Genomic DNA, 20,780 nt, shown 5'->3' on the forward strand with positions numbered 1-20,780 from the left:
ATTAATGTATAAATCCTGAAAAATCTTTATGCTCTTCTTTTAGCAGCTCTTCTTTTGAGAGGGATTTAAAATAATCGTATGTTATTTTCATCCCTTCCGCACGACCTACTTTTGGCTCCCACCCTAATAATTCTTTTGCTTTTGCAATGTTGGGCTGGCGCTGTAAAGGATCATTTTCAGGAAGTGGTTTGTATATTATCTTTTGGTTTGTTCCTGTGAGTTTGATAATCTCCTCGGCAAAATCTTTAATAGTTATCTCGTCAGGGTTACCAATATTTACAGGATATACATAATCAGACTGTAATAACCTGTATATCCCCTCTACCTGATCATCTACATAACAAAAAGAACGGGTTTGCATACCATCGCCAAATACCGTCAAATCTTCGCCTCTGAGTGCCTGACCTATAAATGCCGGTATTACCCTGCCGTCGTTCAGCCTCATACGGGGACCATAGGTGTTAAATATTCTTACTATTCTTATATCTACTTTATGAAAGGTGTGATATGCCATAGTGATGGACTCCTGAAAACGTTTTGCCTCATCATATACCCCTCTTGGCCCTATGGTGTTTACATTGCCATAGTAATCCTCAGTTTGGGGGTGTACCAAAGGGTCGCCATATACTTCGGATGTTGATGCTATCAATATTCTTGCGCCTTTTACTCGTGCCAGTCCAAGCAGGTTGTGTGTTCCTAACGAACCTACTTTTAGGGTTTGAATGGGTATTTTTAAATAATCTATAGGGCTTGCGGGCGATGCAAAGTGCAGTATATAATCTAAATTACCCGGAACGTGTACAAACTTGGTTACATCATGATGATAAAACTCAAAATTTTCGAGCTTAAAAAGGTGTTGTATATTCTTGAGGTCGCCCGTTATAAGGTTATCCATGCCTATAACATAATAGCCCTCTTTAATAAACCTGTCGCAAAGGTGTGAGCCTAAAAAACCTGCCGCACCGGTTATAAGTATTCTTTTCATATCTTTTGTTTATCAGTAGCTCCCGGCAGCAAAGCCGTATTAAAAATGCAGTAGAACATAGTAAAGAAAACTACTCCTCTTTGCCTCCACAGAAATGATTCGGTCAAAAATAAACTTATCATAACAATTGCGAAAGCAATATGTACAAAATCTTTTTTATGGATGCCCTTTTTAAGATTTATTATGAGCATAACAATAACTATCAAAAAGCCGAAAATTCCTAAATCGGCAAACACTTGTACATACTGGTTATGGAAATTGAGCTTATTATAAAACAATCCATCTTTATCGCCATGAACAAGGTTATGTTCTATGCCCTGTTCTTCTACTTTATCATCTGAGGCGTTAAGACCGTAGCCGGTAAACAATACAGGGTCTTCTTCCAGCATTTCGGTAAATATTCTTATTTGATAGAGCCTGAATGATGTTCCGTTAAGGAAATCATTACCGTTAAAGTCGTTTCTCGACCAAGCCTCCTGTAAGGTAACATAATGCACTCCGCCTTCTGCCTCATTCTGTTGTTTGTTATTGGTAAACTCGGCTGCTATGCGCTCATTTATTTTACCGTAATAGCCCAGTAATCCTGCCATTATGCATAGCAGTGTTACGGCAGCAACGCGTCCTCTTACCGTCATGCCCGAATAGAAAATGTAATATAGGGCTATAAGCAGTACATTGGTAATTATAATTACTTTGGAGGAAAGCAGGAAAAGAAAAACGAGCAGGAACAGCATCATAACATGCCCCCAAAAGGTTTTCTTTTTTTTACATAAAAAATACATTAACGCCATAGATACCAGTACTGAAAGGTATATGGCATTAACATCGTTAGTGGCAAGCTCATGGTAAAAGAAAACATCTGTACCGGCGCCTTCTCCGTAACGCATAATTGCCCTGCCCAAAAGGATGATGCCGAACAGGATAATACCCAAACTGTAGTTTTCGAGTATCTTATTTAATGATTTGTATGAAAGTGTCTGATTAAAACAAAAAGTAACGGGTATAAACAGCAACGGTGCCTCGCGGCTAAGGGCTTTGAGGGTACTTTTAAAATCTACCGACCACAGTAGTGACAGTGCCATGAGCATAAAAAGCAACATTAGCGGCAGCAGGGGTAACCGCAGCTTTATATTTTGCTTGTTGTAGGAAAGAAATGTATATAATACAAACAGTATAAGGGTAATACTGTTATATACATAGCTGAGCGGTATGGTTAATAACGCTGCCGAAATGAAAAAAATAAGCATTTTTTTACCCGGCGTGAGTCCTATTCTTTTTAGTAAAGCATGCCTCGAAAAATTGTAAATATTTGCCATTTATTTTTTCCCAGTTAAAGTCGTTTTCTATTGCTTGTATGTTATTTTCTATAATTGCCTTGTTTTTTTCTTTATCCAAATTCGCTATCAGGTGTGCCACCTCATCAGGATTGGAAAAATAAAAAGCATTGTCTTGTAGAACGCCTCTGTTAAAAGCATTATTGTGGGCTGCTATAAGTGCGCCCGATGCCATTGCCTCAAGCAACGAAGGGTTAGTGCCCCCTACTGAATGCCCATGAAAATAAATTTTAGAAAACAATCGTAAATTATTAAGATGTTCTAAGTTATAAAGCCCTCCTATAAACCGTATGTTTTTATAGGATTTGTACTTTTCGGTAAGGTAATCTCCATGCTTGGTTTTATAGTTGCCTACTACCAGTATGGGGGTATCATTTTTTGTGTTTGCCACGCCCTGTAATACCATATCAATATTATTTTCGGGCTCAAAGCGTGCCATAATCATGTTGTAGCCATATTTTTCAACATCATATTCCTTCAGGATATTTTCGTCAGGATTAGTAAAGGGCGTTGCGCCATAGGCTATATATTCAGATTCTTTATTATATAATCTTTTCAACGATTCCTGTATGCCCAAAGAGTCGGCAACAAGATAGTCGCTTTTTACGGCTGCAAGCTTTTCGGCAAATTTTAAAAACTTTTGTACCGGTTTGGAGTATTTAGAGCGTTTCCATTCCAAGCCATCCATATTGGTAATAATTATGGGCTCTTCAGGCAGCATAAAATACCATACAGAGTTGCTGGTATAGCCCAGTTGCAGTATAATATCAAAATTGCGTTTGCGGCTGTCTTTTATACAATTATAATCGTAAATAAACTGCCCTGCCGTACCCATTTTATATTCCGGGTCATAGCAATGGATGATGTTTACTCCGTTAAATATTTTTTCCTGATAGGGGTGGTTGTGCGAGTTGTAAACATATACTTCATGCCCTTTATTAACAAGGTAAACCGAGAAAAATTCGGCAAACTGTTCAAAGCCTCCATAATAATTGGGCACACCTCTTGTTCCTAATATCGCAATCTTCATCAAAGTTCTTTTTCAAGGGCATAAAAATAGGCTTTAATTTGTATATGAAAAAATGTATTTGGATATAATAAAGTGTATTATTTTAAATGCGTGTTGAGTGCAGTTGCCGATATTTCCCAATCATATTTTTGCCTGATGTTGTTGCTTATTGCCTGAGTATCTGTATCTGAAACAGCATTTTGTATTGCTTTGTGCATTGCCTCTTCATCGTTTGGGTTGAAAAGCGTATTACCAAAGAAATCGAAATCGCCCATAGCGGTTGCAGAGGAACAGGCTGTAGGGACTCGTGCTGCTGCCGACTCTAATGGCGGAATGCCGAAACCTTCGGCTATGGAGGGATATACAGATACATCGGCTCCTCTTATTAACAGCAACAAATCGTCAAAACTGACTTTGTTAAGTATCAGTATTTTGGCGGTAACTTCGGCAGGTAATGATTGATAGAATGCGTCAAATTTTGGGTTGGCAATAGCAGGTTGTCCCACAAATACCAAACTATAATTTTTATAGTATTGTTTTTCTACAAAAACTTTTAGCAACATATCGTGGTTTTTACGCGGTTCCCAGCGGCTTACAAAGAGTAAATAATTATTAAGTGCATATTTTTTTGCAATGGCATCCTTAACCGTTTTTTTATCATATTTTTCAAAAAAGGCTGCATCTACTGCATTGGGGGTAATAATTATGTTTTGAATGTTATAATGGTGCTCTATTTGTGTTTTTGAATAGGGTGAAACCGTTAATACCAAATCGGATAGTTTTGCACTATACCTGAAAAAGAAGCCTTTTACCAGCCTGTATGATAGTGGAAAATATTGCGGATAGTCTAAAAAAAGCAGGTCGTGTATGGTGTTAATATACTTACAATATTTAAATAGCGGGGTTATATATTGAAAATGGGCATAATCAATATTATTTCTTTTAATAATACGCGGAATATCAATAAGCAAGCGATAAAACTTTCCTGACGATGTGTAGCGTATGTATTGTATATTCTCGGCATTGCCAAAAACAGTTTTCAGCTTATCAATATCAGATGCTCCAAAAAAGAACTCTTTGGTTTGGTCTTTAATCAGCGTAGTATAAAGCCCTTTCAAATAAGTTGTTGTTCCCTGAAAGCCATCGTCAAAAACATGACAATCTACAAAAATTTTTATTTTCTTATTTTCGTGCATACTCTTAATCTGGAGTAAGGGTTTTGTTGTGGTTATGGCAAAGCATTGCTCTTTTCCGATTCGCGAATATAGGTTTTGGATGTATAATACAGCAATGCACCCAATATAAAAATAATTACATCTCTGGTATTATAAATCCCCGTAATGGTTAGTGTAGAAAACAAGTATATTGCCCCGATGCCCGATACCATAAGGGTGCTCATACTACGTTTTTTATATACATAAGCATACCACCTCAATACCAGCAGCAGGTATATTATGAGCCCTATTGCCCCTGTTTTATAAAAAACATACATATACCCGTTGTGCAACTCCGAGATGTAGCGTACTCCCTTATTGGGGTCGTTTAAAAGCGGGGCTTCAAATTTAAGGTTTACTAAGGAGCCATGACCTGTGCCTACTATATAGCTGGAGGGGTTTTTCTCCATAAGCGAATAGGCTCTCATGGCTTCATAGCCTCGCCAGTGATCCCATAAATCTCTGTGGTTTTCACGATTTACTCTTGTAGTGAATATTTCTTCGGGGGCTACTTTTATTTTGTATAAAAACCCCTCAAGTCCGGGTTTTCCGCGTCTTATGGTTGTGTTATTTAAATAGGCATAAAACAGCAATAAGGCAACTATAAATGCACCTCCCACTAAAATGGTTTGCTTGGTTATTTTTGTAAAACCATATATTGTAAGTAACATTATGGCTGTCATAACCATCGTAGCTCTGGAAAAATACAAAATGCTTGATAATACTATTGTTATAAGCACTACTTTGTAGTATGTTGAATTGTTAATCAACGAACGTCCTTCCAGCTTTTTGTAAAACCACAAAAAGAAAATGGCGAATAGTTCCAGAAAATTATCTTTTGTATAGTACCGGATATTTGATATTGAGCCACTTGCAAAATCTACTTTAAAAAACAAAACGTAAAAATGTATAATGGCAGATATGAACCCCGCAACAACTACAACTTGTATAAAAAGCCTGAAATTATTTATTTTTCTAAAAAAGAGGTAGCCTATAAGAATACCTACTAAAGGCTTTATGAAATGGAAAATGTCTTTAATGATGTTAAAAGGTTCATATTCATGAAGTATGGTTCCTATAAACCCTAACAGCAACAGTAAAATTAATGTTATTACCTGTGCTGAAAATTTTATTGAAAGTACTGTTTTTCTTTCTATAAACACAAAAAACAGCAATGCGGCAAGCTGTAAGGCTATATTGGCTTTAAAAGAAGGCAGATAGAGCTGTAATAGCAACAGCAGCACAAAAAGAGGTGCGTATATTGTTTGGGCTTTTATTTTAATGTGTGTATTTTGTGTTTGTGCCACTTATCAAAATATTAGTTTAGTCCAGTTTAAAAGTGCTTTTTAGGCGTTTAACCAAAGCGTTTATGGTTAGTGCAAACTTAAGCTTTATTGCGGTTATACCTGTATAATGTTTTTTTATATAGCGTTTAAAACCTTGTATCAACAATGGGTTTCTGGCTTTATTAAACCCTACAAAATGTATGTAGCTGTATTTTGATAAAAAAACGCGCCTGTAGCCCTTGTAGTATATCCTCCGACTCAAATCTATATCTTCAACATACATAAAATAATCTTCATCAAAGCCTCCTACCGCGTCGTAAACTTTTTTTGGCATTAACAGGAATGACCCGCTAAGCCAGTCAACCTCATAAGCTTCTTTAGAGAAATGTCCCGTTTCTATATCCCTGCCTGTTTTGCTGAGATTTTTTAACCGTAGCATTGCGCTAAAATCAGGAAACTTGCCTGTCGAGATGGTGTATTCCTTATCAGCGTTAAGCATTTTTATAGTTAGTACTCCTATAGTATCATCTGCTTTTATATAGTTTAGCACCGGGGTTAAACTATCCAGTACTATGGTATCATTATTTATGAGCAGTAAATAATTGCCTTGGGCGTGTTTTACCGCTTCGTTATTCCCTTTACCAAAGCCAAGATTATCGGGGCTTTCTATAAGTTTTATATCAGGATAGTTTTCGCGTATATAACCGCAACTGCCATCGCCCGATTTGTTATCTATAACAATAATCTCATAAGCTATACCGTGTAGTGTTTTATATAAAGAGTCAAAACACCCCTTCAGGTATTTTAACCCATTATAATTTACTATTATTACAGAGAGTTCCGGTTTCATGTACTTACAGTTATATCCAGAAATGGATTAACACAGGTTTTGGCGTTTCTTCATATATCCCCTTCACATAATAGTTATATTCCGGTACAAAACCTTTTATAATCCTGATGATTTCTTTTGGGTCGTTCTGGTCATGGTAGGTAGTTATGGCTATTTTCGGTTTATTTCGTTTAATAGTCAACTCAGCCCCTTTCAGCATCTCCTCTTCAAAACCCTCAATGTCGGCTTTCAGATAAGTAATTTTTTCGTTGTTTGATAATAGTGTATCTATTTTTCGTAAATCTATTTTTTGAGCATTTGCTTCGTTACCCTCAACAATTTTTCCGGTAAGGGAATCGTCAGAAAACATTATCTCAGTATCCTCATTACCAACAGCAACATTAAAAATTGTAACTTTATCTTTATAGGGTATAAATGTTTTTTGCAGGCTTTTGTAAAATTTCTCTCCGGGTTCAACCATATAAATATGGCTACACTTGTCTATCTCTAAAAGCGATAACAGCCCTTCGGCAGTACCTATATCCAGTAAAATTTCTCCGGGTGCTATAATAGTGTGTTGCTTTTGATAATAATGCCAGTCTGATGTGTCAAACGTTTCGCATATTACCTGGTCAAGCCTGTTTAGCGGAAATGATTTTGGCCAATACAGCACTTTATCGGTATCCTTAAAAGAAACCTGATAATCGTCGGTTTCAATTATTTTATCAATATAGTTTTTGGCAATGCGGTGAATTTTTGGTTTTGTTAAAAACTTAAGCATTTCGATAAAACCAACATTGTTTTTATTGACAAACAACCAAAAAAAAAGAATTTTTAATCTTCTCATGCAGAAAAATTTTAAAGGGCATAATAGCTCCTCTTTACGATAAAAACAAAAGTATAAAAACGTACTTTGTTTTTGTCTTATAATGTGGTAAATAATGCCCTTAGTCGATTATACGTTTTTTACCCTGAAAAAATATTGTACTGAGAAGAACTCTTCAAAAACTCCAAAGGTTAGCTTGTTTAGAAGTTTTACAAACGATTTCCCTTTATAGTTCTTTACAGAGCCTTCGCTATACTGTACCTTGAAACCTGATGCCTCTAAAAGCTCTTTGATATTTTTCCTGCAATAAAAACGCATATGAGTATAGTCGAATATACCACTCTCCTCGTATCTGAAATCGCCTTTAAATACAATTTTCTTTATTGCGGAATAATGCCGGATGTTGGGCATACTTACCAGCACCTCTCCGTCAGGATGAAGGTATTTTTGTACTTTGGCAAGTACTTTTTTGGGTTCTACCAAATGTTCCAACACGTCGGGCAATAAAATAATATCAAAATAGCCCTCATATTCCGGGAAATCGGTTTCCTCAATATTGGCAAATATAAACCTGTCCAGCGGCTTATAATTTTCTTTATTTTTAACATCTTCATAAAGCTCTACGCCCACAGCTTCTGCCGCAATTCCCTGCTGTTTTAAAAAATATAGTGTTTCGCCATAAGCTGCCCCAATTTCTAAAACCTTTAGCCCCGGTTCTTTTTTGCTTATCAGGCTAATAAGGTCATGCCTTATATTGGCATAATAGCTGGATGTTTTGTCACTGTAATTCATTATCTCTTTGTAAAAGTTTTATCTGTCATTTGTAACGATTCTTCGCCATTTAGCTTGTTGCGTACTAATAAACCTATTTTATAGCTGCCTTGCGGTATATCTTTTTTATTAATCAATACTTCACAACCTGAATTGTCATAGTTATGCCCGTCATTATAATACTGCGTAACATCGGGTCTCAGTACAAGTTTGGCAGGGAATATATAGGCCTGATCATTCCCCACAAAAACAATTTCTATTTCATTGTCCGTTGCATCCTTATCTTTTAAAAATGTCCAGCCTTTTATTTTTACTGTATTTGGCTGCTCCAAAATTTCATCAATAAAGCCAAGCTGTGGTTTTTGTGCCGGCAGCTCATCTTTTTTAACCGATCGGGTCGTTTTCTCTATCTCTGCCAGTCTGCCTATTTTTTTATAAAGCCACTTGCCCGAATATTTCTTTATTGCTATGCCCAGCGTAAGACTGTCTGGCTCAAAACCGTTTGTAAATATAATGGATGAAAAGCCTAATCCGGCATTACCCTCTTGCATTATCTGTTTGGTTTGAGTGATAAATACTTTACTACCATCTGAAACGGTTATAAATACAGAATCTTTACTACTACCGGCATCATTTTCCACAAATACATTTCCTGCCGTTATAATACTGTTTTCATTAGTAATAAGCCTCTCCAGAGTAACTGTTATTTTATCATTATTCAGATTTTCAGCTTCCTGTGGTTTGACGTATCTGATATTATTTTCAGAGTCCATTTTATATAGTACAGAACCCTCGCGGTCAAATTTTATTTTATTTTGCTTTGCCTTGTCATACAGTAAATAATAACCGTTCAGATAATCTATGGCTAACTTATTATCTTTTAAAAGAGTACTAAAAACATCCAGGTGTTCCTGAGTTGTAATATACAGTTCGTCAGAAGAAAAGTTACCGCCCTCCAACAATGTCCTTAGTGAATCGGTATATTTTTTAATCTCTTTATAATTGTCTCGCGCAGAATATCCTACACTTATTTTTTTATGGTTTTTTAATGCCAAAAAGCTTAAGTCCTGATAGTCCATCCCGTTAAGTAAATGATTATTGAATGGAGGAAAGGTTATCATAGCATCAAATTCAGGGATTATGGCATTCCATTTTTCTTCGGTAAGAGGATTGTTATATTCTCCGTAAGCAAAATTTTTGGGAGCATACAGTTTTTTAAGCTCATAGCCCTGTATAAAAATAATAAACAGTAGTAACAAAGCCTTAAACCATTGCGAAAGTTTACTCTTTATAAATACCAGCGTAAAGAATAACATTATTACATAGTAAGGAATCCAGAAAACCCTGCCACAGGCACGAAAAGTATCTCCCAGCTTTAAAATAATTTTGGGCAGCCAGTACTCAAACAATACCCGGTCGTTATAAGTAACCCTGTTGGATACAGCAAAAAATGCTGCTGCAATCATGAAAATAAACAGCAGAAAGAGAAATTTATTTCTATCATTAAAAACAACTTTCCTGCCTTTTATTAAAAAGTACACGAATGATACAATAATCAATAGTCCCATGCCTATTCCCAGATACATATAACCCTCGTATTGATAAGGAGATGCCCAGCCCATAGATGGAAAATAGGTGGAAAAACCGCCGGAGTTTATCAATCCGTTAAGGTTTATGCCATATAATTGATAACCATCCTTCACAGCAAGATTGGTACTACTGCTAAAAGACAACATGCCTAAAATAAACCATACTACAAGTACAGCAGCAACAGAAGTGGTGATATAGGTAAAAGCTTGTCTTTTGGTTAAAAGCTTACTGTAGAGTGTGTGTTTCAGGGGCAAGATAACATTGAATCCTGCTACCATAAAGGTAAGGTAAGGGTTAACCAGCCCGCTTATTACCAACAGGAATATCTGTTTTTTATTCAGGCTCTTTACATTATCTTCCGACGCGGGTTTTAAATAATAGTATAAAGAGGCTAACAATAACCAGTGTGCACACAAAGCAGGATGAAAAGCCCTGTAAAATAAAACCGGATTACAGGTAATGAGCAAAGTGCCTAATATTATAAAAACAGGCTTTGTATGGTATAACCTGAATATTTTTATACAATAGTGTGCCGTTAGTAAAAAGCATAACAGTAACCAAATGCCAAAGTACTGGAAATCATCAGGCAACAGGGGAGAAAACAGTTTAAGAGGCAGGGCCATCAACGGTATAGAATCTGTAAAACCTACGTTAGTGCCTATAGGGTATATGTAACTGTCTATTTCGCCTAAAGGAAACGTCCAGGGTGCATCTCTGTAAAACCCCCAGCCCAGGTAATGCGTACCCCAGTCGTGCCGTGCATCCATAAGCCAGCTGATATTGGTAGGGATAAGAATTTCTAACCCGTAGCTATAACCAAAAATAGATACTATTAGCAGTAGTACTAAACCGTTTGTAATCCATTTTTTATCCATAAATAATCCCTGTCGGTTGTTGTGCGCAAAACTCCTTCTTAAGTAAACGCTTTTTTGTATTTTATCCTACAAATATAGTCCTATTTTTATATCCCCCCGGTTTTGAACCCTCACCCGGCATAATGTGTGGTTTATTTCAGGTTATATGGCTCAATTTTATTATCTACACAACTTGAATTTGTATTTTAAGAAAATAAACCGAACGTTAAAAAGCAGTCATCCATTTTTAAAATTTTTACCTTTGGCCGAATCTTTTTATAAAAAATGAAGCATATACTATCATCCAACTATTTTAAACTATTTTCTTTTTCTTTTCTTATCACTTGTATTGCTTACGGATTTGCATTAATCAATTTTTCCCTGAGTATAGACAGCGAACAGGTAATTTACGAGGATATTTTCCTGCCTTTGGGCAGGTGGGGAGCTAATTTAATCCGCTACCACATTTTTGGGGATATCATTCCGCACTTTACACTATTGGTTTCGTTATTTTTCCTGAGTTTAACGGCTGTTGAGTTGAGTAGGCTGTTAGGTTTTAAAGGCATTATGGGTTATTTTTTTTGCGGGTTGTTTTTAACGTTTCCGCAAATGGCATATCAGCTCATATTTACGCTCCAGGCCGATGCTATTACTATAGGCTTTTTATCCTCTGTATTGGCAATGAGATTTTTCATTAAATCACTTGATCACTTTTTCAGTTTAAAATTCGCTGGCTATTTTACACTGTCTGCCCTGCTTTTTATGTTTTCAATTGCGGTTTATCAGGCTTTAGCATTTATTCCTGTATTGATATACCTGATTATTTTTTTTAAGAATACCTACACCGAAAACTATAATTTTAAAACCGAATTTAAAAAAGGATTGATATTTATCGGTTTAACCATCGCTTCGGTCGTACTGTATTTTATTTCTACAAAAATTTTCTGCCCCAAAAGCAGCAGCGGGTTCTTTTCTGCTTATACACAGGACAATCCCGGAAATATTTTTACTGATTTTTTCGACAGGTGGAAGATACTCCTTAAAGGAAATGCCTACTACGGCAATAAAACTTTTATAATTGCAACTGTGCTGCTGGCAGTAATTATGATTAGAATCTTTTTTCAAGAAAAGAAAAAGCTGTTGATACGTTTTATTACACTGCTCTCTATAATGATTGTACCCTTTATAATATCGTTGTTTATTACTAACGGTATCCACCCCCCAAGGTTATATGTTGCTTCGGGTATTGCGTTTGCATTTATAATCATATATTTTATTACAACCGTAAAATTTCAAAAAGTATTCCTAGCTTTAGCCTCACTGGTTATAGTTGCCAATATCTATTATATAACAAAGCTGTTTTTATCGCACTACAGGCTGTATAATAATGATATTAAAGTTGCCCGGAATATAGATTCGTCTATCCGCACAAAATATCCTGACTTTGACCCCGCTAACGATTATGTTTACTTTTTTGGCAGCCTGCCTTACAGTGAAGGGAATGAGCACCGATTACCAAATGCAGAAATTTTTGGCGGATCATTCTTTATATGGGATAATGGCAGTAACGACAGGATTATAAACTTTATGAAGTTTAGCGATGTAGCCCATTATCGTATAATTGATAATAAGGAGACATATCTGAAAATTAAAGACTCTATCAACCCTATGCCCACATGGCCAAAAGATGGTTATATAAAGCGTCTTGATAATGTTATCGTGGTAAAACTGGGAGTAACCAAAGGGGCTAACCTATGGGTGGAATAGCTTATACAGGTTATCTTCCTTTTGTGTACAACAAATATAATTCTCTGAGTATTTTAAATGAATCTTTCCAATTTAGTTTAGAACCATCTACGTCCCTCCAGCTCTGCAAAGGTATTTCTTTACCGGTGTGCATCAGGTTATTTTTTTTGAGCCTTAAAAAGATTTCCATATCAAACAACCAGGAGGTACGGAACGGTTGGGAAAAAGCAATTTTTGCTATAGCTACCGGGAACAGCTTTGCGCCACATTGCGTGTCATACACACCCAACTTGAATTTTAAATTTACAAGGGTTACTATAACACGCCCGATAATGTGCCTGTAAGTTTTTCTTTTTATCTGCGAATTGAGCAGCATAACTCTCGAACCCATGATAAAATTTTCAAGGTTTTGATGCTGTATATCCAGCAGTTTCACGATTTCCTCAACAGGGGTTGAAAAATCTGCGTCAAAATAGCCTATGTGTGTGTATTCTCCTCGGTTTAGTATATCATTAACCGATTTATATATAGTATTTGCCTTGCCCGCGTTTTTTGCATAATGTATTACAACGCAACGGTTGCCTATCTGCCCTGCTATGTCATTAAGCACCTGCAATGTATTATCGGTACTGCCGTCATTGCATAAAAAAATATCCGCTTCCGTGAGCGATACTAACAAGGACAGCATGGTTTTATCTATCCTCTTTTCCTCATTATAGCAGGGAATAATTATGGCTACTTTTTGCATAGGCAGTAACATGACAGTCCCGGAATGGTAATTCCGGCCTTTTTTAATAAAATTCCTATATCGGCATCTATTTTTAAAACCGTGTTTATAAGACCTGTTTTAAACTTACCTGCTGCCCAGTTATCTATAGATTCTTTTTTATTTTTAGTGAAGATTTTTTCCATTCGGCGAAGCATTAACAGAGACATAAAATAATACCCCCTGTCTTTTACCGTAAAGCCATAGTTGGCAAGCACACCTTGCAGTTGCAGTAGTGTATAACGCCTGTAGTGCCCCAACAGCGCATCGTGCCCCGAGAAAACAGACTGAAAGGCAGGCACGGCAAAAAAATAAATATGATTGCTGTTGCCCCCCAGGTGCGACAATATAATACTTTCGTCCTGTACATGCTCCAGTACATCCATGCACAAAAACAGCGTAGGAACATCGTTCCCATACTTTTGTTTATACTCCTCTATATCCTGTACATATTGCACGGGGCTGTTACCATAGTTTTCTTTTAACTGGCTGATAACCTCAGGCGTATAAGCCGTATCAATAGCAATATACTCCCTGCCTATACCTTTATGCAAAAGTGTGTGGATAACATAAGCATCTCCCGCGCCAATATCAACAACCCTCTCTATGGGGAAAGGTATTTTATAGCTTTTCAGCAGCTTGTGCAGCACATTTTTACGGGAAGTTTCCCACGGATGCCTGCTGTAGCGGTTTTTATTATTTAGTCTCGAAAACTCAGATATATCCATATTACAAATTATCCTGCCAGTGTTTTATCGTAATCCCGAAAACACGTTTTATTTTACTTTTATCCATTACGCTGTAAGCGGGCCTTCTTGCAGGAGTGGGATATTCTTGTGTGGTAATTGGTTTTAAATCAACCGATATATTGTTGACTTCAAATATTTTTTTGGCAAATTCATACCATGTGGCAACACCCTCGTTACTGTAATGGTATATGCCATATTCTTTTTTACCGCTTTCTGTAATCTGCAAGATTGCTTCGGCAAGATCGTTGGCATTGGTAGGCGTTCCCGTCTGGTCGTTCACTACACCCAGACTATCCCTTTCATTACCCAGCCTTATCATCGTTTTCATAAAGTTATTCCCGTACTCCGAGTACAACCACGATGTCCTGATGATATAATGTGCTGTAAGTAGCTTCTCTATTTCCTGTTCGCCTTCCCGCTTGGTTTTTCCATATACTCCCTGCGGATTGGTTTCATCCTCTTCGGTATAAGGCGTGTTCTTACTGCCGTCAAATACAAAATCAGTTGAAACGTGTATCAGGGTAGTATTATATTCCTTGCAAACCTCAGCCAAATTTTTAGCTCCCGTTACATTTACTAAATGAGCTTTTTCCGGCTCACTCTCGGCTTTATCTACAGCGGTATAGGCTGCCGCATTAATACAAAAATCAGGCTTTAGCCTGCTGAATACCTGTTCCAGATTTTCCTTGTTGGTTATATCTGCTTCCGCCGAAGTAACAAAGTAGAATTGTATTGCCTCATGCTGCGGTGCTAGTGCCTGCAGTGCCTGCCCTAACTGCCCCGATGCTCCTGTTACTACTACTACCATATGGGTCGTGCATTTTTAAAGTCAGGCAATACGGTATCTTTTGGCGAAATGATAAATTCGGAAGCATCCATACCCCAATCGATACCAATAGAGGCATCATTATACATAATACCGCCTTCTGATTCTTTATTGTAAAAATTATCGCATTTATAGAAAAATGTAGCGGTTTCGCTCACTACCAAAAAGCCATGTGCAAAACCACGCGGCACAAAAAGCTGCTTTTTATTTTCTGCCGTAAGCATTACCGCTACATGCTGCCCGTAGGTTGCCGAGCCGGGGCGCACATCTACCGCCACATCCAGCACTTCGCCCTGCAATACTCTTACCAGTTTTGCCTGTGCATATTCCCCTGTTTGGTAATGCAACCCGCGCAGTACTCCGCGTGTAGAAAACGACTGATTGTCCTGTACAAAATGTACTTTTAAACCTGTTTCCTGCTCAAAGCGTTTCTCGTTATGGCTTTCCATAAAATAGCCACGCTCATCGGGTATAACGTTAGGTTCAATAATAAAACATCCTTCCAGTTTGGTGGGTATTGCTGCCATTTTTTTATTCTATTATGCTTAGCAAATGCGTACCGTAACCACTCTTTAAAAGCGGTTGTGCAAGTGCCGTAAGTTCTTCTTTTGTTATGTAGCCCATTTTGTAGGCTGCTTCTTCTATGGCTCCTATTTTAAGCCCCTGCCGTTCTTCTATAACCTGTACAAACTGGCTTGCCTGCATCAGCGAGTTAAACGTGCCGGTATCCAGCCATGCCGTTCCTCTGTCGAGTATGCTTACTTTAAGGTTACCACGTTTCAGGTATTCCTTATTTACATCGGTAATTTCAAGCTCGCCACGATGGCTGGGTTTTATATTGGCTGCTATATCCAATACATCGTTATTATAAAAATAAATACCGGGTACGGCAAAGTTCGACTTTGGTTTCTCCGGCTTTTCCTCTATAGAAAGTGCCTTACCGTCTTTGTCAAAATCTACCACGCCATAACGCTCCGGGTCATGCACATGGTAGGCATAAATAATACCGCCTTCGGGGTCGTTGTTCGACTGTAACAAATCGGCAAGCCCGGTACCGTAAAATATGTTATCGCCCAGTATTAGTGCCACTTTATCGTTGCCCACAAATTCTTTTCCTATAATGAATGCCTCGGCAAGCCCGTTAGGATGCTCCTGAACGGCATATTCAAAACGGCAGCCCAGCTTGCTGCCATCGCCCAAAAGGTGACGAAATAACGGCAAATCGTGCGGAGTGGATATAATAAGTATTTCCCTTATGCCTGCCCACATAAGGGTAGATAGCGGGTAGTATATCATAGGTTTATCATAAATGGGCATTAGCTGCTTACTTACGGCAAGTGTGAGCGGGTGCAGTCTTGTTCCTGAGCCTCCGGCTAATATTATTCCTTTCATGTTATTTTGTTAGTTTCTGCAAATACCATAGTATGGTTTTTACAATTCCTGTTTCAAAATTTTCATTGGCTTTCCAGCCCAATTCGTTTTCTATTTTTGTGGCATCTATGGCATAACGCAGATCGTGCCCCGGTCTGTCCGTCACAAACGTAATCTGGTCTTTATAGTTACCTTGTGCCTTGGGGTGCATTGTGTCGAGCAATTCACATATCTTGTTGGCAATATATAGGTTATTGCGTTCATTCCTGCCTCCTATGTTGTAGGTTTCGCCTGCCCTGCCTTTTTTATACACCAGCTCTATACCTGTACAGTGGTCTAACACGTACAACCAGTCGCGCACGTTTTTACCATCGCCATAAATAGGGATATTTTCTCCTGATATTGCTTTTCTGATAATAGTTGGTATCAGTTTTTCCTGATGCTGTTTTGGTCCGTAGTTATTAGAGCAGTTGGTGGTTACTACATTCATACCATAGGTATGGAAGTAGCTGCGCACTACCATATCTGACGATGCCTTAGAGGCGCTGTAAGGACTGTTGGGCGCATACGGAGTCTTCTCGGTAAACAAGCCTGTTTCGCCCAGTGTACCATATACCTCATCGGTTGAAATGTGGTGGAAACGGCAGTCTTCGTACCCTGCCTTATATTTGTTGGGAGCATCCATCCAATGCTGCCTTGCGGTTTCCAGCAGGTTAAAAGTACCCAATACATTGGTTTTTATAAATGCCTCAGGTCCTGAAATGGAGTTATCTACATGCGACTCGGCAGCAAAGTGTATCACGCCTTTAAAATCGTGTGCTGCAAACAGTTCCTGCAAAAAAGTCCTGTCGCAAATATCGCCTTGTACAAATTTATAATTCGGGTTACTTTCAATTTCTGTAAGGTTATCCAGTGTACCCGCATAGGTGAGCAAATCGAGGTTTACCAAAAAATAATCGGGGTTTGATGCAAGAAAATGCACAATAAAATTAGAGCCTATAAACCCCGCGCCTCCTGTTATCAGTATCGCTTTATTCATTGGTAATAATAATTTTTCGTTTGTTTATCTGCCTTCTGTAGTATCCTTTAAACATGGCAATAGGAATAAATATAAAGAACACGAAGATAAAAGGAACTATGAATTTCATTTTTCCTGTGGTAATACTGTCTTTTCTTACATTCAGCACTACGCTGTTTTGACTGATAATGCTATTGTAATTTATACTGTTTACCCTATTTTGGTTTTGCTTCTTTAAAAGTTTATTTTTAAGCACTATAACCTCATCAAGTTGGGTATTATCGCTATGATACATTTGGTTGCCATCGGGAGTTTTTCGCCCGTTAACAGAATAACCCGTAAGCAAAGCATCTATGTTATTGATAGTGCTGTCGTTTGCCGCAATTTCTTGTTCAAGGCTTTTAATATACTCTTCTTTAACTTTCAGAAAATAAGTATCTGAATTTAAATATTTCATTATCGGATCTACCGTTGTTTCCTGTTTTGTTGTCCCCGAAGTATATAGGGTAATCAGGTGCTTGGTATAGTTTCTGGCGGTAGGCATAGCCTCCAGTACATCCTCCATATTATCATTTTCTGCCATAAGCCTGAATACCTGAACTTTTTTCTGCCCCTCATCATTATCATCGTTAATAAAGTCGTATATCTCTACTATGGGTTCTACTTTGATGCTTCCAATAGACAATTCGCCATTTAAACCGATGCTGCTTAAAAACTCTTTGTCATTTTCTTTTATCTTTTCATTTATCATCTCCACGTTATCATACAAATAGTCTATACTGCCAAAATTAGGTATGGCAACTATCCTATGCTCATAAACTCGCTTACCGCTATCCATATAGTAGCCCAGCGCTGCACCGACAATAATAATTATTGCTACTAATATAATATTACGTTTTAAAAATAATATCCAATCAAAAAACCAATCATTTATACGGTTTATGTATTCTTTAATTTTACCGGATACCGAAGTCAAATCTATGTCCTCGCTGGTATTGTGGGTTTGGTTTGCCATTGGTTTTATTTACAGTTAAAAAGTTGTTCTAAAATTTTTATGGTTATCAAATAGGTTGGTTTTACACCTGTAGTGCCCAGTCCGCCCGAAGCCAACGTACTGCCTGTTTCCAGCGGGTTATCGGATGCATAGTAGGCATAGCGTACTTTTACATCGGGGTTTATACTTTTCCTGATTTTAGATGCCGATTGTATGGCCTTCTGGTAATAAGCCCCTTCCATTTCCAGCCCTATAACACCCCAGGTAGATTTATGGAAAAACTTGAGCAGATCTTTATTTTGAAGCGAAGTACCCAATACGGTTACCATAGAGCCGCTATATACAGGTATGCCCTGCCCTTCAAACATTTCGGCTTTCAGTTCGTTATTAAACGGGTAGTTATCGCCTGTACCCTCATTTATATGTGCCGAAGGTATCATAATATCGCCTTTATTCCCTTCCAAGATACCTGCTTTACCCATTATAGATACCGATGCCACATTAAGTAATGTTTTAGCAGTATCTTCTTTATACGGTTTCAGTAACTCGTCTATTGTTTCATAAGCCTGCTCGCCAAAAGCATAATCCATTACAATAATAACCGGTTTATCTTCGGATAATTGTGCGGTGGAGAATGCCGTTTTTGAGAAATCAATCTTAGCGGAATCGAATATTTGTACATCTATATTGGTACCCGATGTATCGGGCACAAAAATCATCCCGTTTTTAAGGGCGTGTTTTTCTACTTTGTCCCTGTCTGTATTACCCGATTTGCTTAGCTCTTCATAAATGGTAAAATCCGGCTTGTCTTTATATTTTGCCGTAAGCACAAAGGGCGCAAATATGGAGTTCATTACGCTGTGCATATTGGCGCTTATAACGTGTATGGGTCTTTCCAGCAGTCCGTTTTGCTTTAATACCGACTTTATGTTGTCTGCCCATATTTCGCCGTGTATGTGATGCCCCAGTCTTTCGCGTAATATAGGGCTAAAGGTTATGGTACGTTTAGTTCCGCCCAAAGCTTCATCTATAGCCAGTTTGCCCAACCAATAAATTACATGCAAAAACCTGTCAGGAATATTGGCATTGCCAAAAGCATCATAAATATCAGTAACTTCTGCAAACGTGCGTCCCAATATATTCGATACGTGCGAAATAGCCTTTTCGCGTTCTACAAGGTTCAGTTTTTTGTTTTGCAGTATTACCTGCTCCAGCTTTTGCCAGTCGCGAGTCATTTCTCCGCCCTCATCCAGCAATACGCGGTTTTTTATTTTGTGCGATTCTATAAATATAAAGGTAAGGTGCGTAAGTATATCGTATATATCCGATCGGCCTCGTGTAATATCTACATTCATCTGCTCCTCATCTATACGGTAGCAGTTTCTTCTTCTTTTGGGTGGTACTATTGCCTGAAAGTGCGATTTTGAATATCCTTCATCCGAAGTAAGGTTGATGAAACGGCATTCTTCTATACCTATAGGCAAACGCTCTATAACATACAGCAGCCCGTTAAGTTCGGCTTTTTCTTCGGCTATAGAGCCGTATATCTCCGGGCGGAGCTGCAATAATGCTTCCCTGAGTGTTTCGCCCGATACCCCCATGGGTTTGTAAAACCCTCGGTTAAAAAGGTGACGCATGGTTATGTACAGCCGCTCTATAGCTGCAGAAGATTCCTGTGCCCGTGTGCGTGATATACTTTTAAATTTTTGCATTTTCATTACTATTTTACCCGCAAATGTAGGATTTTTTATTTTTAGTCTCTTTAAGTCAGAAACATGATTATTCTATAAAAATGTTTTGTCTATGGTAGTCTAAATATTTTAATCTATCTTCCGTTGGCAACTTTAAATATTTTTTGCCTTTTTCAATTCCTATATAGTTTATATTCTTTTCTGATAGCGAAGAAGAAATGATCAACTCCTTATTGTTTTCAAAAGTTATTAAACCTGTATCAAATAATTTATCTATTGTGGGGCTAAATATAAACCCATTATTAATATCTAATCTTTCGAAGTTTGTAGATAAAGCCCACGGTTTTATATGGCTTGCATTCAATATTCGCTTTTCATCAATCCCTGTAATAGGGCATTTTCTTAATTGTTTAATCAACATTAAACGGAATTTCTCCTGACCTATTCTAATTTTACTCTGAATAATCTTAGATGTATCTCCTCTATCTATATCATCATCAAGTAAAAGTTTAGTTTCATCGTAGTCAATTAGAGCTATTAAGCCTACATCAATCATTTTAAACTTTTTACCTAGTTCTCTATATAGTACACCTCTAACCCCAGCCTTCCATTCTTTAGAGGATTTTATTTTTGGATAATGCTTCTCTAATTGATTATAAAGAATATTCCAGACAGCAACTCCTCCATTATCTTTTAGAACTTCTTGTATTGCTTCAACTTTTGTCATTAGTTCGACTCGATTGGTAAATCAATTAAATATATATGTTTAATGATACTTGATATTTCTTCTTCTTCAGAATCTTCATGTAAGCAAAGCCAACCTTTTTCATCAATAGCGTTATCACTATCATTATCTTTTATCTGTAAAACTTTCTTACCTGTATGCTTACATACTCCTACCCTTATTGCTTCCATTTTATA

20 protein-coding genes are annotated in these 20,780 nt (G+C 37.6%); 1 reads left to right on the plus strand and 19 read right to left on the minus strand.

Features of this window, described 5'->3' with window-relative positions; all coding sequences use genetic code 11:
- Position 1: 1 nt before the first annotated feature.
- From E0W68_RS06880 to E0W68_RS06920, 9 genes are all read right to left on the minus strand, one after another.
- Positions 2-985 (minus strand): UDP-glucuronic acid decarboxylase family protein, encoded by a 984-nt coding sequence (locus tag E0W68_RS06880; protein WP_135218684.1) that lies wholly within the window; start codon positions 983-985, stop codon positions 2-4.
- Entirely contained in the window at positions 982-2,301 is a 1,320-nt protein-coding gene (locus E0W68_RS06885) for an O-antigen ligase family protein (protein WP_135218685.1), read from the minus strand. Before E0W68_RS06885 ends, E0W68_RS06880 begins: the two co-directional genes overlap by 4 nt.
- The gene (locus tag E0W68_RS06890; protein ID WP_135218686.1) at positions 2,237-3,349 is read right to left on the minus strand and encodes a DUF1972 domain-containing protein; all 1,113 of its coding nucleotides are present in this window, start codon (positions 3,347-3,349) and stop codon (positions 2,237-2,239) included. The genes E0W68_RS06885 and E0W68_RS06890 overlap by 65 nt, the downstream gene beginning before the upstream one ends.
- Before the next feature lie 77 nt (positions 3,350-3,426).
- On the minus strand, positions 3,427-4,524 hold the full coding sequence (locus E0W68_RS06895) for a glycosyltransferase family 4 protein (RefSeq protein WP_135218687.1): 1,098 nt from the start codon (positions 4,522-4,524) through the stop codon (positions 3,427-3,429).
- 32 nt (positions 4,525-4,556) lie between these two features.
- The gene (locus tag E0W68_RS06900; protein WP_135218688.1) at positions 4,557-5,849 is read right to left on the minus strand and encodes an O-antigen ligase family protein; all 1,293 of its coding nucleotides are present in this window, start codon (positions 5,847-5,849) and stop codon (positions 4,557-4,559) included.
- A gap of 16 nt (positions 5,850-5,865) precedes the next feature.
- On the minus strand, positions 5,866-6,678 hold the full coding sequence (locus tag E0W68_RS06905) for a glycosyltransferase family 2 protein (protein WP_135218689.1): 813 nt from the start codon (positions 6,676-6,678) through the stop codon (positions 5,866-5,868).
- Positions 6,679-6,688: 10 nt separating this feature from the next.
- Entirely contained in the window at positions 6,689-7,504 is an 816-nt protein-coding gene (locus E0W68_RS06910) for an FkbM family methyltransferase (RefSeq protein ID WP_135218690.1), read from the minus strand.
- Positions 7,505-7,612: 108 nt separating this feature from the next.
- A complete protein-coding gene (locus E0W68_RS06915) occupies positions 7,613-8,275 on the minus strand; it encodes a class I SAM-dependent methyltransferase (RefSeq protein ID WP_135218691.1) in 663 nt (220 codons plus the stop codon).
- Positions 8,275-10,719: a DUF6311 domain-containing protein gene (locus E0W68_RS06920; RefSeq protein WP_135218692.1), complete on the minus strand. Its 2,445-nt coding sequence runs from the start codon at positions 10,717-10,719 to the stop codon at positions 8,275-8,277. Before E0W68_RS06920 ends, E0W68_RS06915 begins: the two co-directional genes overlap by 1 nt.
- A gap of 264 nt (positions 10,720-10,983) precedes the next feature.
- On the opposite strand from E0W68_RS06920, the gene E0W68_RS06925 reads away from it, so the two are divergent.
- Positions 10,984-12,465 carry a glucosyltransferase domain-containing protein gene (locus E0W68_RS06925; protein WP_135218693.1) on the plus strand — a complete coding sequence of 494 codons (1,482 nt, stop codon included), beginning with the start codon at positions 10,984-10,986 and terminating at the stop codon, positions 12,463-12,465.
- Positions 12,466-12,475: 10 nt separating this feature from the next.
- Here E0W68_RS06925 and E0W68_RS06930 read toward each other — a convergent pair whose 3' ends face one another.
- From E0W68_RS06930 to E0W68_RS06975, 10 genes are all read right to left on the minus strand, one after another.
- Positions 12,476-13,192, minus strand: coding sequence for a glycosyltransferase (locus E0W68_RS06930; RefSeq protein WP_162845814.1), 717 nt, complete (start codon positions 13,190-13,192; stop codon positions 12,476-12,478).
- Positions 13,180-13,938, minus strand: coding sequence for a class I SAM-dependent methyltransferase (locus E0W68_RS06935; RefSeq protein ID WP_135218695.1), 759 nt, complete (start codon positions 13,936-13,938; stop codon positions 13,180-13,182). The genes E0W68_RS06930 and E0W68_RS06935 overlap by 13 nt, the downstream gene beginning before the upstream one ends.
- Before the next feature lies 1 nt (position 13,939).
- Positions 13,940-14,767 carry a dTDP-4-dehydrorhamnose reductase gene (gene rfbD, locus E0W68_RS06940; RefSeq protein WP_135218696.1) on the minus strand — a complete coding sequence of 276 codons (828 nt, stop codon included), beginning with the start codon at positions 14,765-14,767 and terminating at the stop codon, positions 13,940-13,942.
- The gene (gene rfbC, locus E0W68_RS06945) at positions 14,761-15,312 is read right to left on the minus strand and encodes a dTDP-4-dehydrorhamnose 3,5-epimerase (RefSeq protein ID WP_135218697.1); all 552 of its coding nucleotides are present in this window, start codon (positions 15,310-15,312) and stop codon (positions 14,761-14,763) included. The genes rfbD and rfbC overlap by 7 nt, the downstream gene beginning before the upstream one ends.
- Positions 15,313-15,316: 4 nt before the next feature.
- The gene (gene rfbA, locus E0W68_RS06950; RefSeq protein ID WP_135218698.1) at positions 15,317-16,177 is read right to left on the minus strand and encodes a glucose-1-phosphate thymidylyltransferase RfbA; all 861 of its coding nucleotides are present in this window, start codon (positions 16,175-16,177) and stop codon (positions 15,317-15,319) included.
- A gap of 1 nt (position 16,178) precedes the next feature.
- Positions 16,179-17,195, minus strand: a complete 1,017-nt coding sequence (rfbB, locus tag E0W68_RS06955; protein ID WP_135218699.1) for a dTDP-glucose 4,6-dehydratase — start codon at positions 17,193-17,195, stop codon at positions 16,179-16,181.
- Entirely contained in the window at positions 17,188-18,189 is a 1,002-nt protein-coding gene (locus E0W68_RS06960; RefSeq protein ID WP_135218700.1) for a hypothetical protein, read from the minus strand. Before E0W68_RS06960 ends, rfbB begins: the two co-directional genes overlap by 8 nt.
- Before the next feature lie 5 nt (positions 18,190-18,194).
- Positions 18,195-19,880 (minus strand): DUF6909 family protein, encoded by a 1,686-nt coding sequence (locus tag E0W68_RS06965; RefSeq protein ID WP_135218701.1) that lies wholly within the window; start codon positions 19,878-19,880, stop codon positions 18,195-18,197.
- Positions 19,881-19,947: 67 nt separating this feature from the next.
- A complete protein-coding gene (locus E0W68_RS06970; protein ID WP_135218702.1) occupies positions 19,948-20,586 on the minus strand; it encodes an HNH endonuclease in 639 nt (212 codons plus the stop codon).
- The gene (locus tag E0W68_RS06975) at positions 20,586-20,774 is read right to left on the minus strand and encodes a hypothetical protein (protein WP_135218703.1); all 189 of its coding nucleotides are present in this window, start codon (positions 20,772-20,774) and stop codon (positions 20,586-20,588) included. The genes E0W68_RS06970 and E0W68_RS06975 overlap by 1 nt, the downstream gene beginning before the upstream one ends.
- Positions 20,775-20,780: the final 6 nt, after the last annotated feature.

This window comes from Flavobacterium salilacus subsp. salilacus (genome assembly GCF_004634195.1).
Taxonomy (GTDB): domain Bacteria; phylum Bacteroidota; class Bacteroidia; order Flavobacteriales; family Flavobacteriaceae; genus Flavobacterium; species Flavobacterium salilacus.